We start from the raw sequence: 14,245 nt of genomic DNA, 5'->3' as shown, positions 1-14,245 counted from the left end.
GACAGATGCAATTTGCGCCTATGGGTAGGAATGTTTCTTATAACAGCCGGTTTCCCGCTTGCGGGTCACCGGCAACTCCCGTTAGGCGTGCTGCGCTGCCGTAGTCATGATCAAACTGAAGGAGGCTGACAGGAATGGGGATCTACATGAACCCGCTCGATCTGGAGACGTTTGAGGATAATTACCGGGCTGCGTTATCCTATCATAGCAGAGCGGAGCAGTTCAAGAGCCAGGATCAGCGTTACAGTCTCGTATTCAATGTGGCTTGTGTGGCGCTGGAGCGCTATCTGGTCGCCATGTGCTACTTGTATGACGCGCCTCCGCTCAACCACAATTATATCTGTCTCATGAATGCGGCGGAAACGGTGGTTTCGTTCCCTGCGGAGCTGTCCAAGGAGATTCGTTCGCTTGATTTTATTTTCGGCATTTGCTCGCTGGATGACTATTTTCACGGAACACCGGAGCCGCAGGATGCGGACCGGGTGCTTGGGATGTGCGAAGCGGTCCGGGATTTGTTCGATCCGGTCACGGTCGCCGAAGCCCTGGCTGAATTCGCCAAGTTGCGTGCAGCTGACAGCCAGCGGGAAGTAGGCTGAAGAGAAACCACCGGAGGAGGAAGAACGTGCGTCTTCATTATTTGCAGCATATTGAGCTGGAACATCCCGGCAGCATTCTGGAGTGGGCCCGTTCGCGGGAGTTCGAGATTACCCGGACCCGGTTTTTTGCAGGGGATTCCTTGCCCGGACCGGAGGATTTCGATTGGCTGGTAATCATGGGCGGACCCATGAACATTTACGAGGAAGAAGAATATCCCTGGCTCATTTCGGAGAAGAAGCTGATCCGCAGCGCTATCGAGAGCGGCAAAACCGTGCTGGGCCTCTGCCTCGGCGCCCAGTTGATCTCCGATGTCATCGGTGGCAAGGTGACGAAGGGGCCGCAGCCGGAGATTGGCTGGCACACGGTTCGCTGGAATGAACGGGCACAGCTGCATCCGGTTTTTTCGTTCTTCCCGCAGGAGTCCACGGTGTTTCAATGGCATTATGATACCTTCAGCATTCTGCCCCAGGAGGCGGTGGTGCTGGCGGACAGTCCGGTCTGTTCCCATCAGGCCTTTCTGTACGGAGAGCGCGTGATCGGGCTTCAATTCCATCTGGAGAACACGCAGGAGCTCGTGGAAGGGTACATCCGGGAATCCGGGCATGAAATGAAGGCTGCCGCCTATGTGCAGACACCGGAGCAGGTGCTTCTTGGGTCTCCCGAGCATCTGAAGCGGAACAATGCGTGGATGGCGGAGCTGCTGGCAAGATTGGAAGCGAGTGACCCCAAGGCACAGGGAAGAAAGGTGATCATCTGATGGAGGAAGTCAGCTACACAGCCCGAAACCTGAAGGATCAGGATCAGATCGGGGAATTTCTGTCGGGGTCCCGGGTAGGCGTCGTTGGCATCGCAGGCGACAAATACCCGTATGCGGTGCCGGTCAATTATGTATGGCATGACGGGGCGGTCTATTTTCACGGGATGGGTTCGGGCAAGAAGCTGAGCCTCCTGAAGGACAACCCGGATGTCAGCTTCACCGTGTTCCGCGAGAACGGCACGATCTCCGATCCCGTTCCCTGCAAGGCGGATACGTCCTACAAGAGCGTTATGATCTTCGGGCGGGCGGAGAAGGTGGAGGATGTAGGCGAGGCAACCGGCGTGCTGCAGGCGATTCTGGACAAGTTCACGCCGGGCTTCTACAAGCGGGCAATTTCCGAGACGATGGTCGAGAAATACCGCTCCGCGATGGACGGCAATGCCGTTGCCGTCGTCAAGATTACGCCGGTGCATATTACGGCGAAGGCGAATGACGCCGTTCCGGATTTCCCGGCCGGTCACGGTCATCCCGGACACCCGGGAGCGGGCCATCCCGGTCATCCGGGCGGACCGGGTCATCCTGGCCATCCGGGCGCTGCAGGGCACCCCGGTCACATGGGGGGGGCGGGCCCACATGGGGGAATAGGCCATCCCGGGCCGCCGGATGCGAATGGCCAATGATCGAGCTTATCGACTATACACTCGATGAGGCGTTCCGCAGGTCTGTACCGCTGGATGGGGTATACGACATCATGTCGATGCTGCACAGGTACGGCGTTCATACGTTCGACGTGTATCTTCGGCATATTCACGCTTACCGGAGCGCCGCTCTAAGCGATGAGCTTCAAGGCTCCATCCGCTGCCGCGTTCGTCCCGCAAGCGATGATCTGGCGCTGGCCCGGGCGATGGGATTTACCAAGGTTGCCGTGCTGTGGAGCCACTCCCTCAACCGGACCTCGCTGTTCAAGCTGGAGGCCGCTCTTGAGGCAGCGCAGGATTTCGCGTCAGAGACGTACCTTGTCGTTGAAGATGCCACGCCGGGCCGGAGCGGATGCTTTGATCTATACTGGCCGCTCATCCAGCGGTACGGCGTGGCTCGGCTTGTCTATTACGACAGCCGCAGCCGCCTCGATCCGCTGATCGCCAGAAGCCGCATGAATGAGCTGATCAAATCGGCCATCTGCCCAGTTGAATTTTGCGGAGGCAACCTGCTTGGTCTTGCTACCGCCAACTCCCTGGCCGCCATGAAGGCGGGGATTTCGCATCTCGGCGTTTCCGTCGCCGGTGTCGGGCCGAAAGGCCGGGCGGCGATGGAAGAGGTGCTCATGGTGCTCAAAACACTGTGGCGGCAGCCGCTGCCGGTTCCGACGGAGTCGCTGGCGGCCGATTGCGCAGCCGTATTGTCAGCGATGAACATCCCGCTTGCGGACGATAAGGCGGTGATCGGGCCGCAGGTATTTGCCCATGAATCCGGCATTCACGTGGACGGGATTTCCAAGCACCCGGGATTGTATGAAGTTCTATCTCCCCAAGAGGTGGGACTGGAACGCAAGCTGGTTATCGGCAAGCATTCGGGGACGGCTTCTCTGCGGCTGAAGTTCAGGGAGTGGAATCAGCCGCTTCCTTCGGATGAGGCGGCGCTGCTGCTGACGAAGGTTAGGGAACGGGCGGCGGTCCGCAAGCGGCCGGTCAATGATCTTGAGCTGATGGAGCTATATCGGGAGGTGCGCGGTGAAGATGGAGAGATCCGTTAATCCGGAGATCGTGGACACTACGCTGCGAGACGGCGAACAGAAAGCCGGAGTCGTCTTCTCGCCGGAGGAACGGCTCCGGATCGCTTTCGGACTCAGCAGGGCGGGCATCCGATGGATCGAAGCCGGGATTCCGGCGATGGGGCAAGAGGAATGCGAGACGCTGAGAGCGATGATGAGGCTCCGGCTGGAAGCCGATTTGATCGCCTGGAACCGGGCGGAGAGAAGCGATATCCAGGCTTCGGCCGACTGCGGCTTCACTTATATCCATATGTCGCTTCCGGTTTCTGACCTGCATATCAGCCACAAACTTCGCAAGAGTAAGGAGTGGGTCCTGGAGCGGCTCAGGGACATGCTGGATTTCACCCGCAGTCTGGGCTGCATCCCCTTCGTTGGGGCCGAGGATGCTTCGCGCGCCGACCCTGAATTTCTGCTGCGCTATGCGGATGCGGCTGCTGCCGGTGGGGCGGAGAGGCTGAGGTTCGCCGACACAGTCGGCTGCCTCGATCCGTTCGAGACCTTCCGGGCGGTTCGGTATTTAACGGACCGGTCGATTCTTCCCGTGGAGTTTCACGGCCACAATGACTTCGGCCTCGCCGCCGCCAATACGCTGTCAGCGTTTCAGGCAGGAGCGGCACTTGCCAGCGTTACCGTCTCGGGCATTGGGGAACGGGCGGGGAATGCCGCTCTGGAGGAGGTGGCGTCTGCTGTCCGGACCCTTTTGCAGCTTGACACAGGGGTTAGACTTAGCGAGCTGCCCGCACTTTCGGAGATGGTAGCCGGAGCGAGCGGGAGACAGGCATCTCACGGCCGCTCCGTGCTGGGTGCCATCAATATGTAATAGGCATACACAAGCTCAAACGTTAACCATCATACGGGAGTATTCGAGTCTCCGGCTTGAACCTTTGGCGCGCCAAAGGTTTTTTGCCGTTGGAGTCTGTTGTTAGAGCCTGCCTTTGGAGCCTCGGGAAATGATTGCTGAGACTGAAATCCTGTTCCATTGCGTTCTTCCCTGCACCTTTGCACTCCTTTTCACTCCAGCACATTCCCTCGCACTCTTGCGTATTCCTTTGCACTCTCCGTACTCCTGCGTATTCCGGCGAGCGAACGCAACTTTTCCAGACTTTTCTGCGTCAGAGTATTGAAGAGGAGAAAAGAGGGAGGCCTGTCTTGTATGAAAAGAAGAACGAAGAGCGCTCTGTTGGCAGCGTGTATCAGTATTTTACTCGGCAGCGGCGTGCCATCCGGGAAGGCTTCAGCGGCTCCGAAGAAGTATCCGGTGCTCTTGAAAATCAATGATTACTATGTGCTGTATACGGCGCCAAAGGCTCCTTATGTGGACGGCCAGGGCCGGATCATGATCCCGCTCCGTTCCGTCAGTCAATTGCTGGGCGCAAAGGTTGATTATAATGCCAAAGCCAAGACAGCTGAAATAAGCATGAACGATAGAACGGTTCAATTCCAGATGGGCTCCAGAACGGTGATGACGAACGGCTCCGGTGTTCAAATGGACACGGCTCCTGCCCTCGTTCAGAATTCCCTGTACATACCGGTCAGCGTGCTTGCGGGCCAATTGGGCGTTGATGGCAATTATGATGCGGAGAATCATCTGTATAAGCTTGCGGGCGACGATTTGATGCAGACGGATATGATAAAATTAACGCTGGAGGATCTTGAACATGGAGCATGGACGGCGCCGCCCCGGCCGATTGTGAGCAATGACGCCTTCATGCCGGTGTCCTACACCTTTGATTCGGCGGACAAGAGCTTCGAAGTCCGGGCGAAGAACATCACCGGCGCCGATGTTCCCGCTGGCGGGGAGGATGTGGCCCTCTATCTGCTGACAAAAGACTCGGTTCAATTCCCGAAGCCCAGCCGGAATAGACCTGCGGTCAGCAAAGATGGCTTTGTTATAGAAACAGCCGTGAGCGGCTCTCTCAACGAGGTGGAGCTGGTGCTTGTCAAAGGGAGATTGCTGCAAACCGCCACTCCCTGATCTTTCTGTTCACAAAAAGCTGTTCACTAAAGCCTCGGAAGGGGAAGGCATCATGCTGAGAATGATCTTTTTGCTTGTTGCTTTCCTCCTGGACAGCTCCGGGATCGGAAGGCATGAGACTAATGCCGTGACCGGTCTTGAGATCAGCCGCCCGGACGTGAACGATTATGCTGTCTATAAGCACATAGAAGATCGAGCTGTGGTGGGCGGGTTCATGAATATTATGGAGCAGGCTACTTGGGAGCATGCCGTGGTATCCATGTCACGCCCGCCCGACTACATCATCAGAACGCTGAATCCGGCAACTGCGGAAACCGCTGTCTATGATTTATGGCGTACGCCGGACCTGAGCCGATTCGAGGTTGTGATCGAATCGAAGTCCAGGTACGGCAAGACGAGAGCGGAGGATACGGCTGAATTGCTATCCATTTTGGAGGCGCCTTGAGGGCGTCCGGCTTCCCGTTCCATCGCCGCCTATCTGGATATTGAAACAGGCGCGCCGGTGTGGGAGATGATCCGCTCGCCCGCGAGATCGAAGGAGAGCGGGTCATTCTGGACAAGGACTATTTTCTGCCTGCGCTCGTTGATGCCTTGACTCCCGAAATCGCGTCGCATTCCATATACGACCATCTTGAGCATACGCTTCATTTGGAGATCAGCTATGCCAAGAAGGGATCTCGGCCGAGCCGGCGACAGAGGAAGACCGGGAGTTGCTGGATCTTGGCGCCATGAGCGCATGTTGTGGTCGTCTGCAACTTTGTGTATCTCAAGGATACGACGCTGTTTCATTATACCGAGTCCAGGCATCGGCTGGACAAGTTCCAGTTCGTCGATTTCGCCCGCAGAGCGCATTAGTTAAAAAACTCGCCGCTTACGGGAAGGAAGGAGAGCCTTCCTCCTCTTTGGCTTGCTCAGGGTCCAGCGCCTGTCTGCCGAACTGCTTGTCGTACAGGTCTTTGTATACCCCGTTCTGCAACAGCAGTTCCTCATGGCGTCCTTCCTCGGCAATCTGCCCGTCATTGACGACAAGAATACGGTCTGCCGACATAATCGTGGACAGCCGGTGGGCGATCACGATGCTCGTCTTGTCCTGAAGCAGCACATTCATGGCCTGCTGGACAAAGAATTCCGAAGCGGTATCCAGCGATGAGGTCGCCTCATCCATAATGATGATCGGCGGATTCTTCAGCAGCACCCGGGCGATGGAGAGCCGCTGCTTCTCGCCGCCCGACAGCTTGATGCCCCGGTTCCCGACAATGGTCTCATAACCCTCCGGCAGACCCATAATGAAGTCATGGATATAGGCCGCCCGGCAGGCCCGGATCAGGTCTTCCTCGGCAACGTCCTCCGAGGCGTACATGAGATTTTCCCGGATTGTTCCGTTGAACAGATACGTATCCTGAGTGACCAGGCCGATGCCGGATCGCAGCGAATGCAGGGTAAGGCTGCGGATATCTCTGCCGCCGATCATAATTTGCCCCGAATCCGCATCGTAGAGACGGGGGATCAGATTCGTGATCGTCGTCTTGCCTGCGCCGCTGGGACCGACAAGAGCGGTCATCGTTCCGGGCTCCGCCTTGAAAGAGATGCCCTGAAGTGCCGGCTTGCCGGACTGGTAGGAGAAGCCGACATTCCGGAATTCGATGCCGCTTCCGGCAAGCGCACTGGAGACCGCATCCGGCGCGTCGATGATCTGCGGCTCCATATCGAAGTAATCGAAAATACGCTGAAACAGAGCGACGGAACGCTTGATGTCCACGTACAGATTCGTCAGCTGACCCACTGGCGCATACAACCGTCCCAGCAAAGCAACAAAAGCGATGATAGCCCCGACCGAAATTTCGCCATGGATGAATAAATAGCCACCATATAGATAGATCAGCATCGGACCGATGGAGGCGAAGGTACTCACCAGCATCATGAACCAGCGTCCGGCCATCGACTCGCGAATCTGCAGCGCCGTTGTCTCTGCATTGGTTGCGGTGAAGCGGGAACGTTCGCGGTCCTCGCGGGTGAAGAGCTTCATCAGCATGTAGCCACTTAAGGAAAGCGTTTCTTCGATGATATGGTTCTGGTCCGAGATTTTCTCCTGGGTTTCCTTCGCGATCTTCCAGCGCACACTGCCCATTTTGCGGGTAGGAGCCACGAACAAGGGAACGACAAAAAGGCTGACGAGAGCAAGCTTCCAGTTCATCCAAAACAGCGTTCCAGCCGTTGTTATCAGCATCAGCAGATTGCTTGTAAAATTCACAATCGTCCCGCTGAACACTCCCTGAATCCCCGAAATATCACTTGTCATCCGGGTGATGACCTCACCCTGCTTAACCCCTGTGTAGAATTGCAGCGGCATGCTTTGAAGATGGCGGTACATCTGATTTTTCATGTCATAGACGATGCTCTGCGAAATGTAGGAGTTCAGGTAGCTCTGCAGCACGCCCAGGAGGCCCGAGATGACCGTGGCGCCCAGAGAGGCTCCGACCAGATAGACCAGCAGCCGCAGATTCTTCTCCGGCAGGGCATGATCGACAATCCGCTGAATCAGCAGCGGCGGGAGCAGGCCGAGCACCGAGGTTGCCGACAGTACAGCCAGCACCACAAGCGCCTGTTTCCAATAGGGGAGAAAATAGCCCGCGATTCTTCCCAGCATCGCCCTGGATAAATCGGGTTTGCCGAGGGCATCGTCGAACTTCATTTTTCCCATGGTGGGTCCTCCGATTCTTGACATCATGAATCACCAGCTTTACAGGATTAGTCTTTGTTATTTCATTTACAGCTTCTGAAGCAATTTCTTATGCATGGCAAGCAGCAGCTCCACTTCTTCCGGAGAAAAAGCATCCAGCGCCGCGTCCAGCGCCCGATGCGCCAAATCTTCCTGCTCGTACCGTGCGGATAAGGCAGCTCCTTCCGGCGTTGCGGTAAGCAGTGTCTCCCGGCGGTCCTGGGGGGAAGGCTCCCGCAGCACCAGTCCCTGCTCAACCAAGGTGTCGATGTGCAGGCTCACCCGGCTCTTGGGCACCCGCAGCCGCTCGGTCACTTCTTTCTGCGTCAGGCCTGGACATTTCACGATATGCCGGAGAATATCGAGCTGATGGACGGTCAGGCCGACTTCGGCCGCGCTCTGGTGGGCGAGTCGCTTGAGCTGGCGGGCTACGGAGAAAATGGAGTCGTACACGCTTGCCGTTTGGCTGGCATTGTTCATGGCATTCACCTCGGGAATAGTTGTCAATCGGAACAGTCATCCTTGTAAATAGTAATTGTTGATAACAGTTTACAATATAAACTAAACTCGAGCAAGCGGAATTTACTCAATAATCCATAACGGGAATAGCTGAGGGTGCCACAGTAAAAAACAGAACAGAAGCCCATCCCTCAGCGTGACACTCCAAGGGCTGGGCTTCAATCATTGGCGGTGGCCATTTCTTGCATAGGCTAATCGCTTTTTTTCGCTATGGGTTGCCAACGCTTGGACCTTCGCTGCCGCACATCCCGGGCGCGCCGCCATTATTTCCAGCGCCACTACCCCTTGCGCCACTGTTTCCAGCGCCGTTAGTTCTTGCGTCATTGTTTCCAGCGCTGCTGTTCCCCACGCCACTGTTTCCTACATCACTGTTTCCGGCGCCACTGCTTCTTGCGTCGCTATTTCCTGCTACATTACTTCCTGACCTCGCTCCGCTGTTTCCGTGCCACTGTTTCCGACGCCGTTAGTTCCTGCCCCCGGGGCTTCCAGTACTATTATTTCCAGCGCCGTTGTCTCTTGTCCCATTGCCTCTTGCGCCGTTACCCCATGTGCCATTATCCATACCGGGGCCGCGCCCTCCGCGATCCATGCCTCCACCGCCATTCATCCGGTTCTGGCTGGAATCGGACCTCGTAATCTGCTGCGCCGTGATCGCGGTACAAGAAGTCAGCAGCAGCGTGCTGATTGCGAGCAGAATCAGGAGGAGCTTGCGGATTTTTGATCGCATAATGCTGCCACCTCTCTTCCTTGGACCGGCCGGAACAGAGGAATATACTTGGTCAGCCAGGCGTTATAGAAGTCTTTGAAGCCCATGCACGATAGAACGATGAACAGCGGATATACCGGGTAGATGTACCGGGCTTTAATCTCCCACAGCATATAAAAACCGATAAAACCAAGTATCACCAGCACCAGAAAAACTTCGCCATACCTCCGGTATTTGACCCCGCCGATCAGCCGGACAAGCGTGAACACATACATCAGCAGGTTCGTGACATAGACGATCCACAGCAATCCGGAGCGGTAGGCAGAATCGCTGGTGAAGCTCTCAGTCGCAGCGGTCGAGTAGCTGTAGCTACCCATCAGAAATCCCCGGTTCATTCCCCCGCCGCCGGCGGAGCCTTGATTGCCGATGCCATATCTGTCGAGCTGGTAGGTTCCTTCCGTCCAGGTCCAGATGATTTTTTTGTAATACATTTTCACGATATCGGACATAGAGGCTTCAGCCAGCTTGTTTTGAATGGATTCTTTGAACAAGACCGTGCTTTCCTCTTTATTGTAGTTGGCGTCATTCTGATAAATGCGGTAGCTCTCCCTGTTGTCCCAGAAGCCCCAAGTCTCCAGATTGAACCCCATGTTCAGCCACATATAGACGGGAGCGGAATTCTCATCTACAGGTTTGTCCACGATGCCGGATGCCTGCAATGCTGCATTTTGCGTCCAGTTCGGAATGTTGAAGGCCAGACCCAGAATGCAAATGGCGAGAATGCCTTTTTTTACCCCGATGGACTTCAGGGACAAGAGAAGATAGATGCACGCGGCAATCAGCACGAGCGCGCCAATGCTTCGAAAATAGTTGCCGATCGCCAGCAAAATCGCTGACAGCACCACATATTTGATGGACCGTCGCTTGACGAATCTGATGCACGTATAGATGGCGGCGGTAAGAAACGCTGTTGCGATTACATCATTATAAATGAGATTGTTCATGAACAATGACGGGATAAACGCGGCTGCGGCGATCAGGACTCCATATCCTTTGTCTTCTGATTTGCCGTTCAACTCTCTGTACATCAAATAAATCATCAGCGTCGTTGCCAGCGTGAACAGGATGTTGAACGTCTTGATCACTAGATAGTTGTCGGGAAAAATGGCGAGCAATGTCTTCAAATACAGCACGATCGAGAAATTAAAAGGAAACATATACAGATACCCGCCGGACTGAAAGGATGAATAATCCTTGTCGTACAGCATATTCAGCGCCAGCTGCAGCACGGTGTCGGAGTCGTCGGTAGGCACTCTTGGGAACAGGAAGATAATCGCGATTTGCACGGCAAAGGAAATCAGCAGTGTCACCGGAATCATGACCTTCATGCTGAATTTATTCAGCCGTAAAGAAAGCCGGTAGAGAGCAATGCCGGATAGGAGAAGCAGGATGACAAGCAGAATAAGGATTCCGGGCTTTTGGGATTCCAAAATCGGCGTATCATCGTACACTCCATAGTTATACTTTGCTCTTATGAACATTGACGATACAATGAAGAGCCCCATGAACAGGGCAAGCAGCAGATACAAGGCTTTGGCTGTCAGTCGTTGCAGCATAGAACACTCCTTATCTCTCCGTTTTGCTTTATGGTAATTAAGGAAGTTGAATGCTGGCTGAAAAAATAATGCGGCGACGGCTCTCTCCATCGTTTCCACATATTTAAGGGATATATTAAAAGCATGGAAGCCAACCTGACGGAACAGGAGGATGTCAACTCATGAAAAATCAATGGAAGCTGGGAGCTGCCGTTCTGCTGCTGGCCGCCGCGCTGGCCGGATGCGCATCGGGCGGCAAGTCGAATGAAGCCGCAGAGAGCGGAAATGCGAACAACTCAGACATTTCAACGCCTTGGATTGGTACTAAAAATACCACACGGATTAATACAAGTGATCCGGTGGAGGCGGCGGTCCTCGTATCGCAGACGCTCTGGACGGCGCAGTCCGAGGGCAGCCGCCCTTCATCCGTCGTTGTGACGGATGTGAACAATTGGCAGATCGCTGCGGCTGCAACCGATCTGATCCATCATCCGAGCAATGGCCCGGTGCTCTACATTGGCAAGGACAGCGTACCGCAGGCGACGCTGGATGAACTGAAACGGCTGAATCCGAAGGGCGCCGATTCGAACGATGGCATTCAACTGGTCATTGTAGGGCCGGTGTCGGACAACGCCAGGAAACAGCTTGACGGACTCAAGCTGAAGACCGATCAAATCGAAGGCGATGACCCGGCTGCTGTGGCCGCCGCGATTGATGCGTATTACGCCAAAGTCGTGGGAGAGCTGCCGATGGGAGTCATCGTTGGCTCGTCGGACAGCCCGGAATATACGCTGCCAGCGGTGAACTGGATCGCGCATATGCCCGAGCCGCTGCTGTATGTAAGCAAAGACAAGGTTCCGGACGCCACGGCCAAGGCGCTGGAGCAGCGCTCCGGCAAGGCTTCGATTTATATTCTCGGACCTGAATCCGCCGTATCTGCTGACGTGGAGAAATGGCTTCAAGCCTACGGGACCGTAACCCGGATCGCGGGCAGCGATCCTTATGACAACGCGATTGCTTTTGCCAAGTTCAAGGATTCGTCGAACGGCTTCGGCTGGGGCATCACGACGCCGGGTCATAACGTATCCTTCGTTACTACCGATTCTCCGGCGCTGGCAATCGCCGCTGCTCCGTTCAGCCATCTCGGCAAGCATGCGCCGCTTCTGTTCACCCAGAAATCCGGCATGCCGGATTCTGTCATGAGCTACCTAATGGAGCTGATGCCGAAATACAAGGATTCACCGGCGGAAGGGCCGTACAATCACGCCTGGATTACCGGCAGTGAGGAGTCCATCACCGCCAAGGCCCAGTCCGAAATCGACGATATGCTGGAGATTTCGCCGGTGGACGGCGGGAACCCGCATTCCGGGCATTAGCCGGGGAACTGTTGTTTTCACTCTTGCGGCGTACTTGAAAGGAGGCGATAACCATGAAAAAGAAGCTCTGGATCAGCCTTGGCGCCATCGTTCTGACGCTGGGCATCGGCACTGCCGTATATGCGGCTGACACGAACAGCAGCTTTCAGCAGATGCTTCCGTTTATGAAGCAGATGCATCCCAAGCTGAGCGATCAGCAGCTGGAGAAGATGCATAATGCCTGTCAGCAGCAAGGCGGCAATGCCGGAACGATGATGAAATCCGGCGGGATGATGAAATCGGGAAGCGGAATGATGGGCTCGATTTAAACAGCTGCAAGAACTCAGATGGATATGAGGGATGTAGCGCGCCGGCCTTTGAGGTCGGTGCGCTTTTTCATAAAGGACTAGAAGAGGTTAAATCGCAGATAAATGCAACAGCGTGGGCACTTTATCCTTCTATAGGCACTTTCGGACCATTCAACTCCAATTGATAAAAAGCAAGATCCAGCCACTTGCCAAATTTGTATCCTGCTTTCTTAATGACTCCGGCGTATTCAAATCCCAATCTTGCATGGAGGCTTATGCTGATCTCGTTTGCAGCATCGATCCCGGCAACCAGCGTCGCATACTCCCTCTCATTAGCATTTTGAATAATGGCTTGCATTAGTTTTGTTGCAATACCCTCACTCCTGTACTCCTTACTGACATACACCGAATGTTCAATCGTGTATTTATAAGCTGGCCATGCCCTGAACGGACCGAAGGTAGCAAATGCTACAGCCTTATCATCTTTTTCATAAACAAACAAGGGATACCCGTCCAGCTTCTTCTTGTCGTACCATTGTTGCCTATCTTCCAGAGTATGAAGCTTGTAGTCATAGACAGCCGTTGTATGCAATATCGCCTCGTTATAAATATCCAAAATATTCGGCAAATCCTTCTCAGTAGCCTCTCTTATCATGCTATACTGACATCCCTTTCTAGTGGATTTATATTTTTTATAGTTTAACAACGCCCGTCATGATCCGTAAAATTGATCTTTTCAATCGTTTGCTATAGGATGAAGTTATAGCAAGTTTTTTCCAGACGATTAAGGATGGTGCGGATATGACGTTTCAACAAATTCGGTATATCGTAGAAATCGCCAAACACAACTCGATCAGCAAAGCCGCGTCCGCCCTTTATGTAACGCAGCCCAGTATCAGTAAAGCCGTTCAGGAACTCGAGGCCGAGCTGGGAATTATCATTTTGGACCGGAAGAACAAAGGGGTCGCTTTTACTAAAGAAGGGGCCGATTTATTATTCTACGCCAAGATGCTCCTGGAGCAGATGGAGTCCGTTGTGTATCATTTTAACAAGCGCCATACAACGGAAATTACAAAGCTGTCCATCTCTTCCCAGCACTACGGTTTCGCCATAGAGGCTGCTGCAAATCTGATGAATGAGTTTGCGGAACGGAAATATGAGCTGACCATTCGGGAAGGAAGAACCAATGATGTGATTGAAGAAGTCTACGCAAGCCGAAGCATTCTTGGGATATTATCTATAACCGAACTGAACAAGAACTTTTTCAAGCGTTATTTCACCTCGAAATCGTTAACTTTTACCCCCATAGATTCACTGAAGCAGCATGTTTTCCTTCGCAAAATCCTTTAGCCCATCTCGGGCATATCTCCATAGAGCAGCTGAAAGATTATCCTTATCTGACGTATCAAAAGGATGATGTACTGCTTCATTTTGCAGAAGAAGCCATCAATGTGGAAAAAATCGAGAAAGTAGTCTACCTAAAGGATCGAGGCACGATGAATAATCTGCTCTCCAACACGGATGGCTATAATCTAGGAACGGGTTGCCTCGTCCAAAATTACATAGACCCAAACATCATCTCTATTCCCCTGGATGGAGGTGATCAGATTCAATTGGGCTATGTGAAACGAAATGATGTGTTTTTGACGGAGGAAATCTCGGTCTATATCGACTTTTTATCAGAGGCTCTGGAGAAGTCGAAGCCCAATTTGGGCGTATGATAAGGCATCAGGGGGCACCGGAAACTGCAAACTCATTTATTCCACAAACATGATAGAGTGTTGCCTTCGGCAACTTCGGAAATATAAACAAGGGGATTGTAATTATGAGCGTAACAAGTGAGTGTTCTACAGGAGATTTGATATATGTTATTGAAGGTTTTGTTGCACATACTGTGTTCGATTGTGATGGAAACCTCGATTTGGAGAATTCAATTGAATTGG

16 protein-coding genes and 1 pseudogene are annotated in these 14,245 nt (G+C 53.8%); 12 read left to right on the top strand and 5 right to left on the bottom strand.

What is annotated here, in order from left to right; genetic code table 11:
* Positions 1–134 precede the first annotated feature (134 nt).
* The 8 genes and pseudogenes from KIH86_RS09175 to KIH86_RS09140 all read left to right on the top strand — a co-directional run.
* Entirely contained in the window at positions 135–596 is a 462-nt protein-coding gene (locus KIH86_RS09175) for a hypothetical protein (protein WP_223084129.1), read from the top strand.
* 26 nt (positions 597–622) lie between these two features.
* On the top strand, positions 623–1,354 hold the full coding sequence (locus KIH86_RS09170; protein WP_223084128.1) for a type 1 glutamine amidotransferase: 732 nt from the start codon (positions 623–625) through the stop codon (positions 1,352–1,354).
* Positions 1,354–2,034, top strand: a complete 681-nt coding sequence (locus tag KIH86_RS09165; protein WP_223084127.1) for a pyridoxamine 5'-phosphate oxidase family protein — start codon at positions 1,354–1,356, stop codon at positions 2,032–2,034. Before KIH86_RS09170 ends, KIH86_RS09165 begins: the two co-directional genes overlap by 1 nt.
* Positions 2,031–3,107, top strand: a complete 1,077-nt coding sequence (locus tag KIH86_RS09160; RefSeq protein WP_223084126.1) for a homocitrate synthase/isopropylmalate synthase family protein — start codon at positions 2,031–2,033, stop codon at positions 3,105–3,107. The genes KIH86_RS09165 and KIH86_RS09160 overlap by 4 nt, the downstream gene beginning before the upstream one ends.
* The gene (locus tag KIH86_RS09155; RefSeq protein WP_235775331.1) at positions 3,091–3,945 is read left to right on the top strand and encodes a beta/alpha barrel domain-containing protein; all 855 of its coding nucleotides are present in this window, start codon (positions 3,091–3,093) and stop codon (positions 3,943–3,945) included. The genes KIH86_RS09160 and KIH86_RS09155 overlap by 17 nt, the downstream gene beginning before the upstream one ends.
* Positions 3,946–4,278: 333 nt before the next feature.
* A complete protein-coding gene (locus KIH86_RS09150; protein WP_223084124.1) occupies positions 4,279–5,100 on the top strand; it encodes a stalk domain-containing protein in 822 nt (273 codons plus the stop codon).
* A 52-nt stretch (positions 5,101–5,152) separates the two neighbouring features.
* Entirely contained in the window at positions 5,153–5,545 is a 393-nt protein-coding gene (locus KIH86_RS09145; protein ID WP_223084123.1) for a hypothetical protein, read from the top strand.
* Between the two features lie 57 nt (positions 5,546–5,602).
* Positions 5,603–5,955, top strand: a pseudogene (locus KIH86_RS09140) (UTRA domain-containing protein); the annotation flags it as partial.
* A gap of 16 nt (positions 5,956–5,971) precedes the next feature.
* On the opposite strand, the gene KIH86_RS09135 reads toward KIH86_RS09140, so the two are convergent.
* The 4 genes from KIH86_RS09135 to KIH86_RS09120 form a co-directional block, all read right to left on the bottom strand.
* Positions 5,972–7,801, bottom strand: a complete 1,830-nt coding sequence (locus KIH86_RS09135) for an ABC transporter ATP-binding protein (RefSeq protein ID WP_235775329.1) — start codon at positions 7,799–7,801, stop codon at positions 5,972–5,974.
* A 66-nt stretch (positions 7,802–7,867) separates the two neighbouring features.
* A complete protein-coding gene (locus KIH86_RS09130; protein ID WP_223084121.1) occupies positions 7,868–8,326 on the bottom strand; it encodes a MarR family winged helix-turn-helix transcriptional regulator in 459 nt (152 codons plus the stop codon).
* A gap of 475 nt (positions 8,327–8,801) precedes the next feature.
* Positions 8,802–9,065, bottom strand: a complete 264-nt coding sequence (locus tag KIH86_RS09125) for a hypothetical protein (RefSeq protein WP_223084120.1) — start codon at positions 9,063–9,065, stop codon at positions 8,802–8,804.
* Positions 9,035–10,660, bottom strand: coding sequence for a glycosyltransferase family 39 protein (locus KIH86_RS09120; RefSeq protein ID WP_235775328.1), 1,626 nt, complete (start codon positions 10,658–10,660; stop codon positions 9,035–9,037). The genes KIH86_RS09125 and KIH86_RS09120 overlap by 31 nt, the downstream gene beginning before the upstream one ends.
* Before the next feature lie 161 nt (positions 10,661–10,821).
* Between KIH86_RS09120 and KIH86_RS09115 the strand changes: the two genes are divergently transcribed.
* Together KIH86_RS09115 and KIH86_RS09110 are read left to right on the top strand one after the other, a co-directional pair.
* A complete protein-coding gene (locus tag KIH86_RS09115) occupies positions 10,822–12,015 on the top strand; it encodes a cell wall-binding repeat-containing protein (RefSeq protein WP_223084119.1) in 1,194 nt (397 codons plus the stop codon).
* 53 nt (positions 12,016–12,068) lie between these two features.
* Positions 12,069–12,323: a hypothetical protein gene (locus KIH86_RS09110; protein ID WP_223084118.1), complete on the top strand. Its 255-nt coding sequence runs from the start codon at positions 12,069–12,071 to the stop codon at positions 12,321–12,323.
* A gap of 121 nt (positions 12,324–12,444) precedes the next feature.
* Here the strand turns inward: KIH86_RS09110 and KIH86_RS09105 are convergent, their stop codons facing one another.
* The gene (locus KIH86_RS09105; RefSeq protein WP_223084117.1) at positions 12,445–12,957 is read right to left on the bottom strand and encodes a GNAT family N-acetyltransferase; all 513 of its coding nucleotides are present in this window, start codon (positions 12,955–12,957) and stop codon (positions 12,445–12,447) included.
* A 146-nt stretch (positions 12,958–13,103) separates the two neighbouring features.
* On the opposite strand from KIH86_RS09105, the gene KIH86_RS09100 reads away from it, so the two are divergent.
* Both KIH86_RS09100 and KIH86_RS09095 read left to right on the top strand, forming a co-directional pair.
* Positions 13,104–13,652 (top strand): LysR family transcriptional regulator, encoded by a 549-nt coding sequence (locus KIH86_RS09100; protein WP_223084116.1) that lies wholly within the window; start codon positions 13,104–13,106, stop codon positions 13,650–13,652.
* A gap of 146 nt (positions 13,653–13,798) precedes the next feature.
* A complete protein-coding gene (locus KIH86_RS09095; protein ID WP_223084115.1) occupies positions 13,799–14,023 on the top strand; it encodes a hypothetical protein in 225 nt (74 codons plus the stop codon).
* The last annotated feature ends 222 nt before the right edge of the window (positions 14,024–14,245 follow it).

Origin of the sequence: Paenibacillus sinensis, assembly GCF_019904155.1 — a bacterium.
Classification (GTDB): domain Bacteria; phylum Bacillota; class Bacilli; order Paenibacillales; family Paenibacillaceae; genus Paenibacillus_AQ; species Paenibacillus_AQ sinensis.
This window is presented reverse-complemented; position numbering and strand designations above follow the sequence as displayed.

Bases quoted from the DNA above. Each gene is read 5' to 3' on its own strand.
- KIH86_RS09175 (WP_223084129.1), top strand. From the start codon at position 135: ATGGGGATCTACATGAACCCGCTCGATCTGGAGACGTTTGAGGATAAT.
- KIH86_RS09165 (WP_223084127.1), top strand. From the start codon at position 1,354: ATGGAGGAAGTCAGCTACACAGCCCGAAACCTGAAGGATCAGGATCAG.
- KIH86_RS09160 (WP_223084126.1), top strand. From the start codon at position 2,031: ATGATCGAGCTTATCGACTATACACTCGATGAGGCGTTCCGCAGGTCT.
- KIH86_RS09155 (WP_235775331.1), top strand. From the start codon at position 3,091: ATGGAGAGATCCGTTAATCCGGAGATCGTGGACACTACGCTGCGAGAC.
- KIH86_RS09150 (WP_223084124.1), top strand. From the start codon at position 4,279: ATGAAAAGAAGAACGAAGAGCGCTCTGTTGGCAGCGTGTATCAGTATT.
- KIH86_RS09145 (WP_223084123.1), top strand. From the start codon at position 5,153: ATGCTGAGAATGATCTTTTTGCTTGTTGCTTTCCTCCTGGACAGCTCC.
- KIH86_RS09135 (WP_235775329.1), bottom strand. From the start codon at position 7,801: ATGGGAAAAATGAAGTTCGACGATGCCCTCGGCAAACCCGATTTATCC.
- KIH86_RS09125 (WP_223084120.1), bottom strand. From the start codon at position 9,065: ATGCGATCAAAAATCCGCAAGCTCCTCCTGATTCTGCTCGCAATCAGC.
- KIH86_RS09120 (WP_235775328.1), bottom strand. From the start codon at position 10,660: ATGCTGCAACGACTGACAGCCAAAGCCTTGTATCTGCTGCTTGCCCTG.
- KIH86_RS09115 (WP_223084119.1), top strand. From the start codon at position 10,822: ATGAAAAATCAATGGAAGCTGGGAGCTGCCGTTCTGCTGCTGGCCGCC.
- KIH86_RS09110 (WP_223084118.1), top strand. From the start codon at position 12,069: ATGAAAAAGAAGCTCTGGATCAGCCTTGGCGCCATCGTTCTGACGCTG.
- KIH86_RS09105 (WP_223084117.1), bottom strand. From the start codon at position 12,957: ATGATAAGAGAGGCTACTGAGAAGGATTTGCCGAATATTTTGGATATT.
- KIH86_RS09100 (WP_223084116.1), top strand. From the start codon at position 13,104: ATGACGTTTCAACAAATTCGGTATATCGTAGAAATCGCCAAACACAAC.
- KIH86_RS09095 (WP_223084115.1), top strand. From the start codon at position 13,799: ATGAATAATCTGCTCTCCAACACGGATGGCTATAATCTAGGAACGGGT.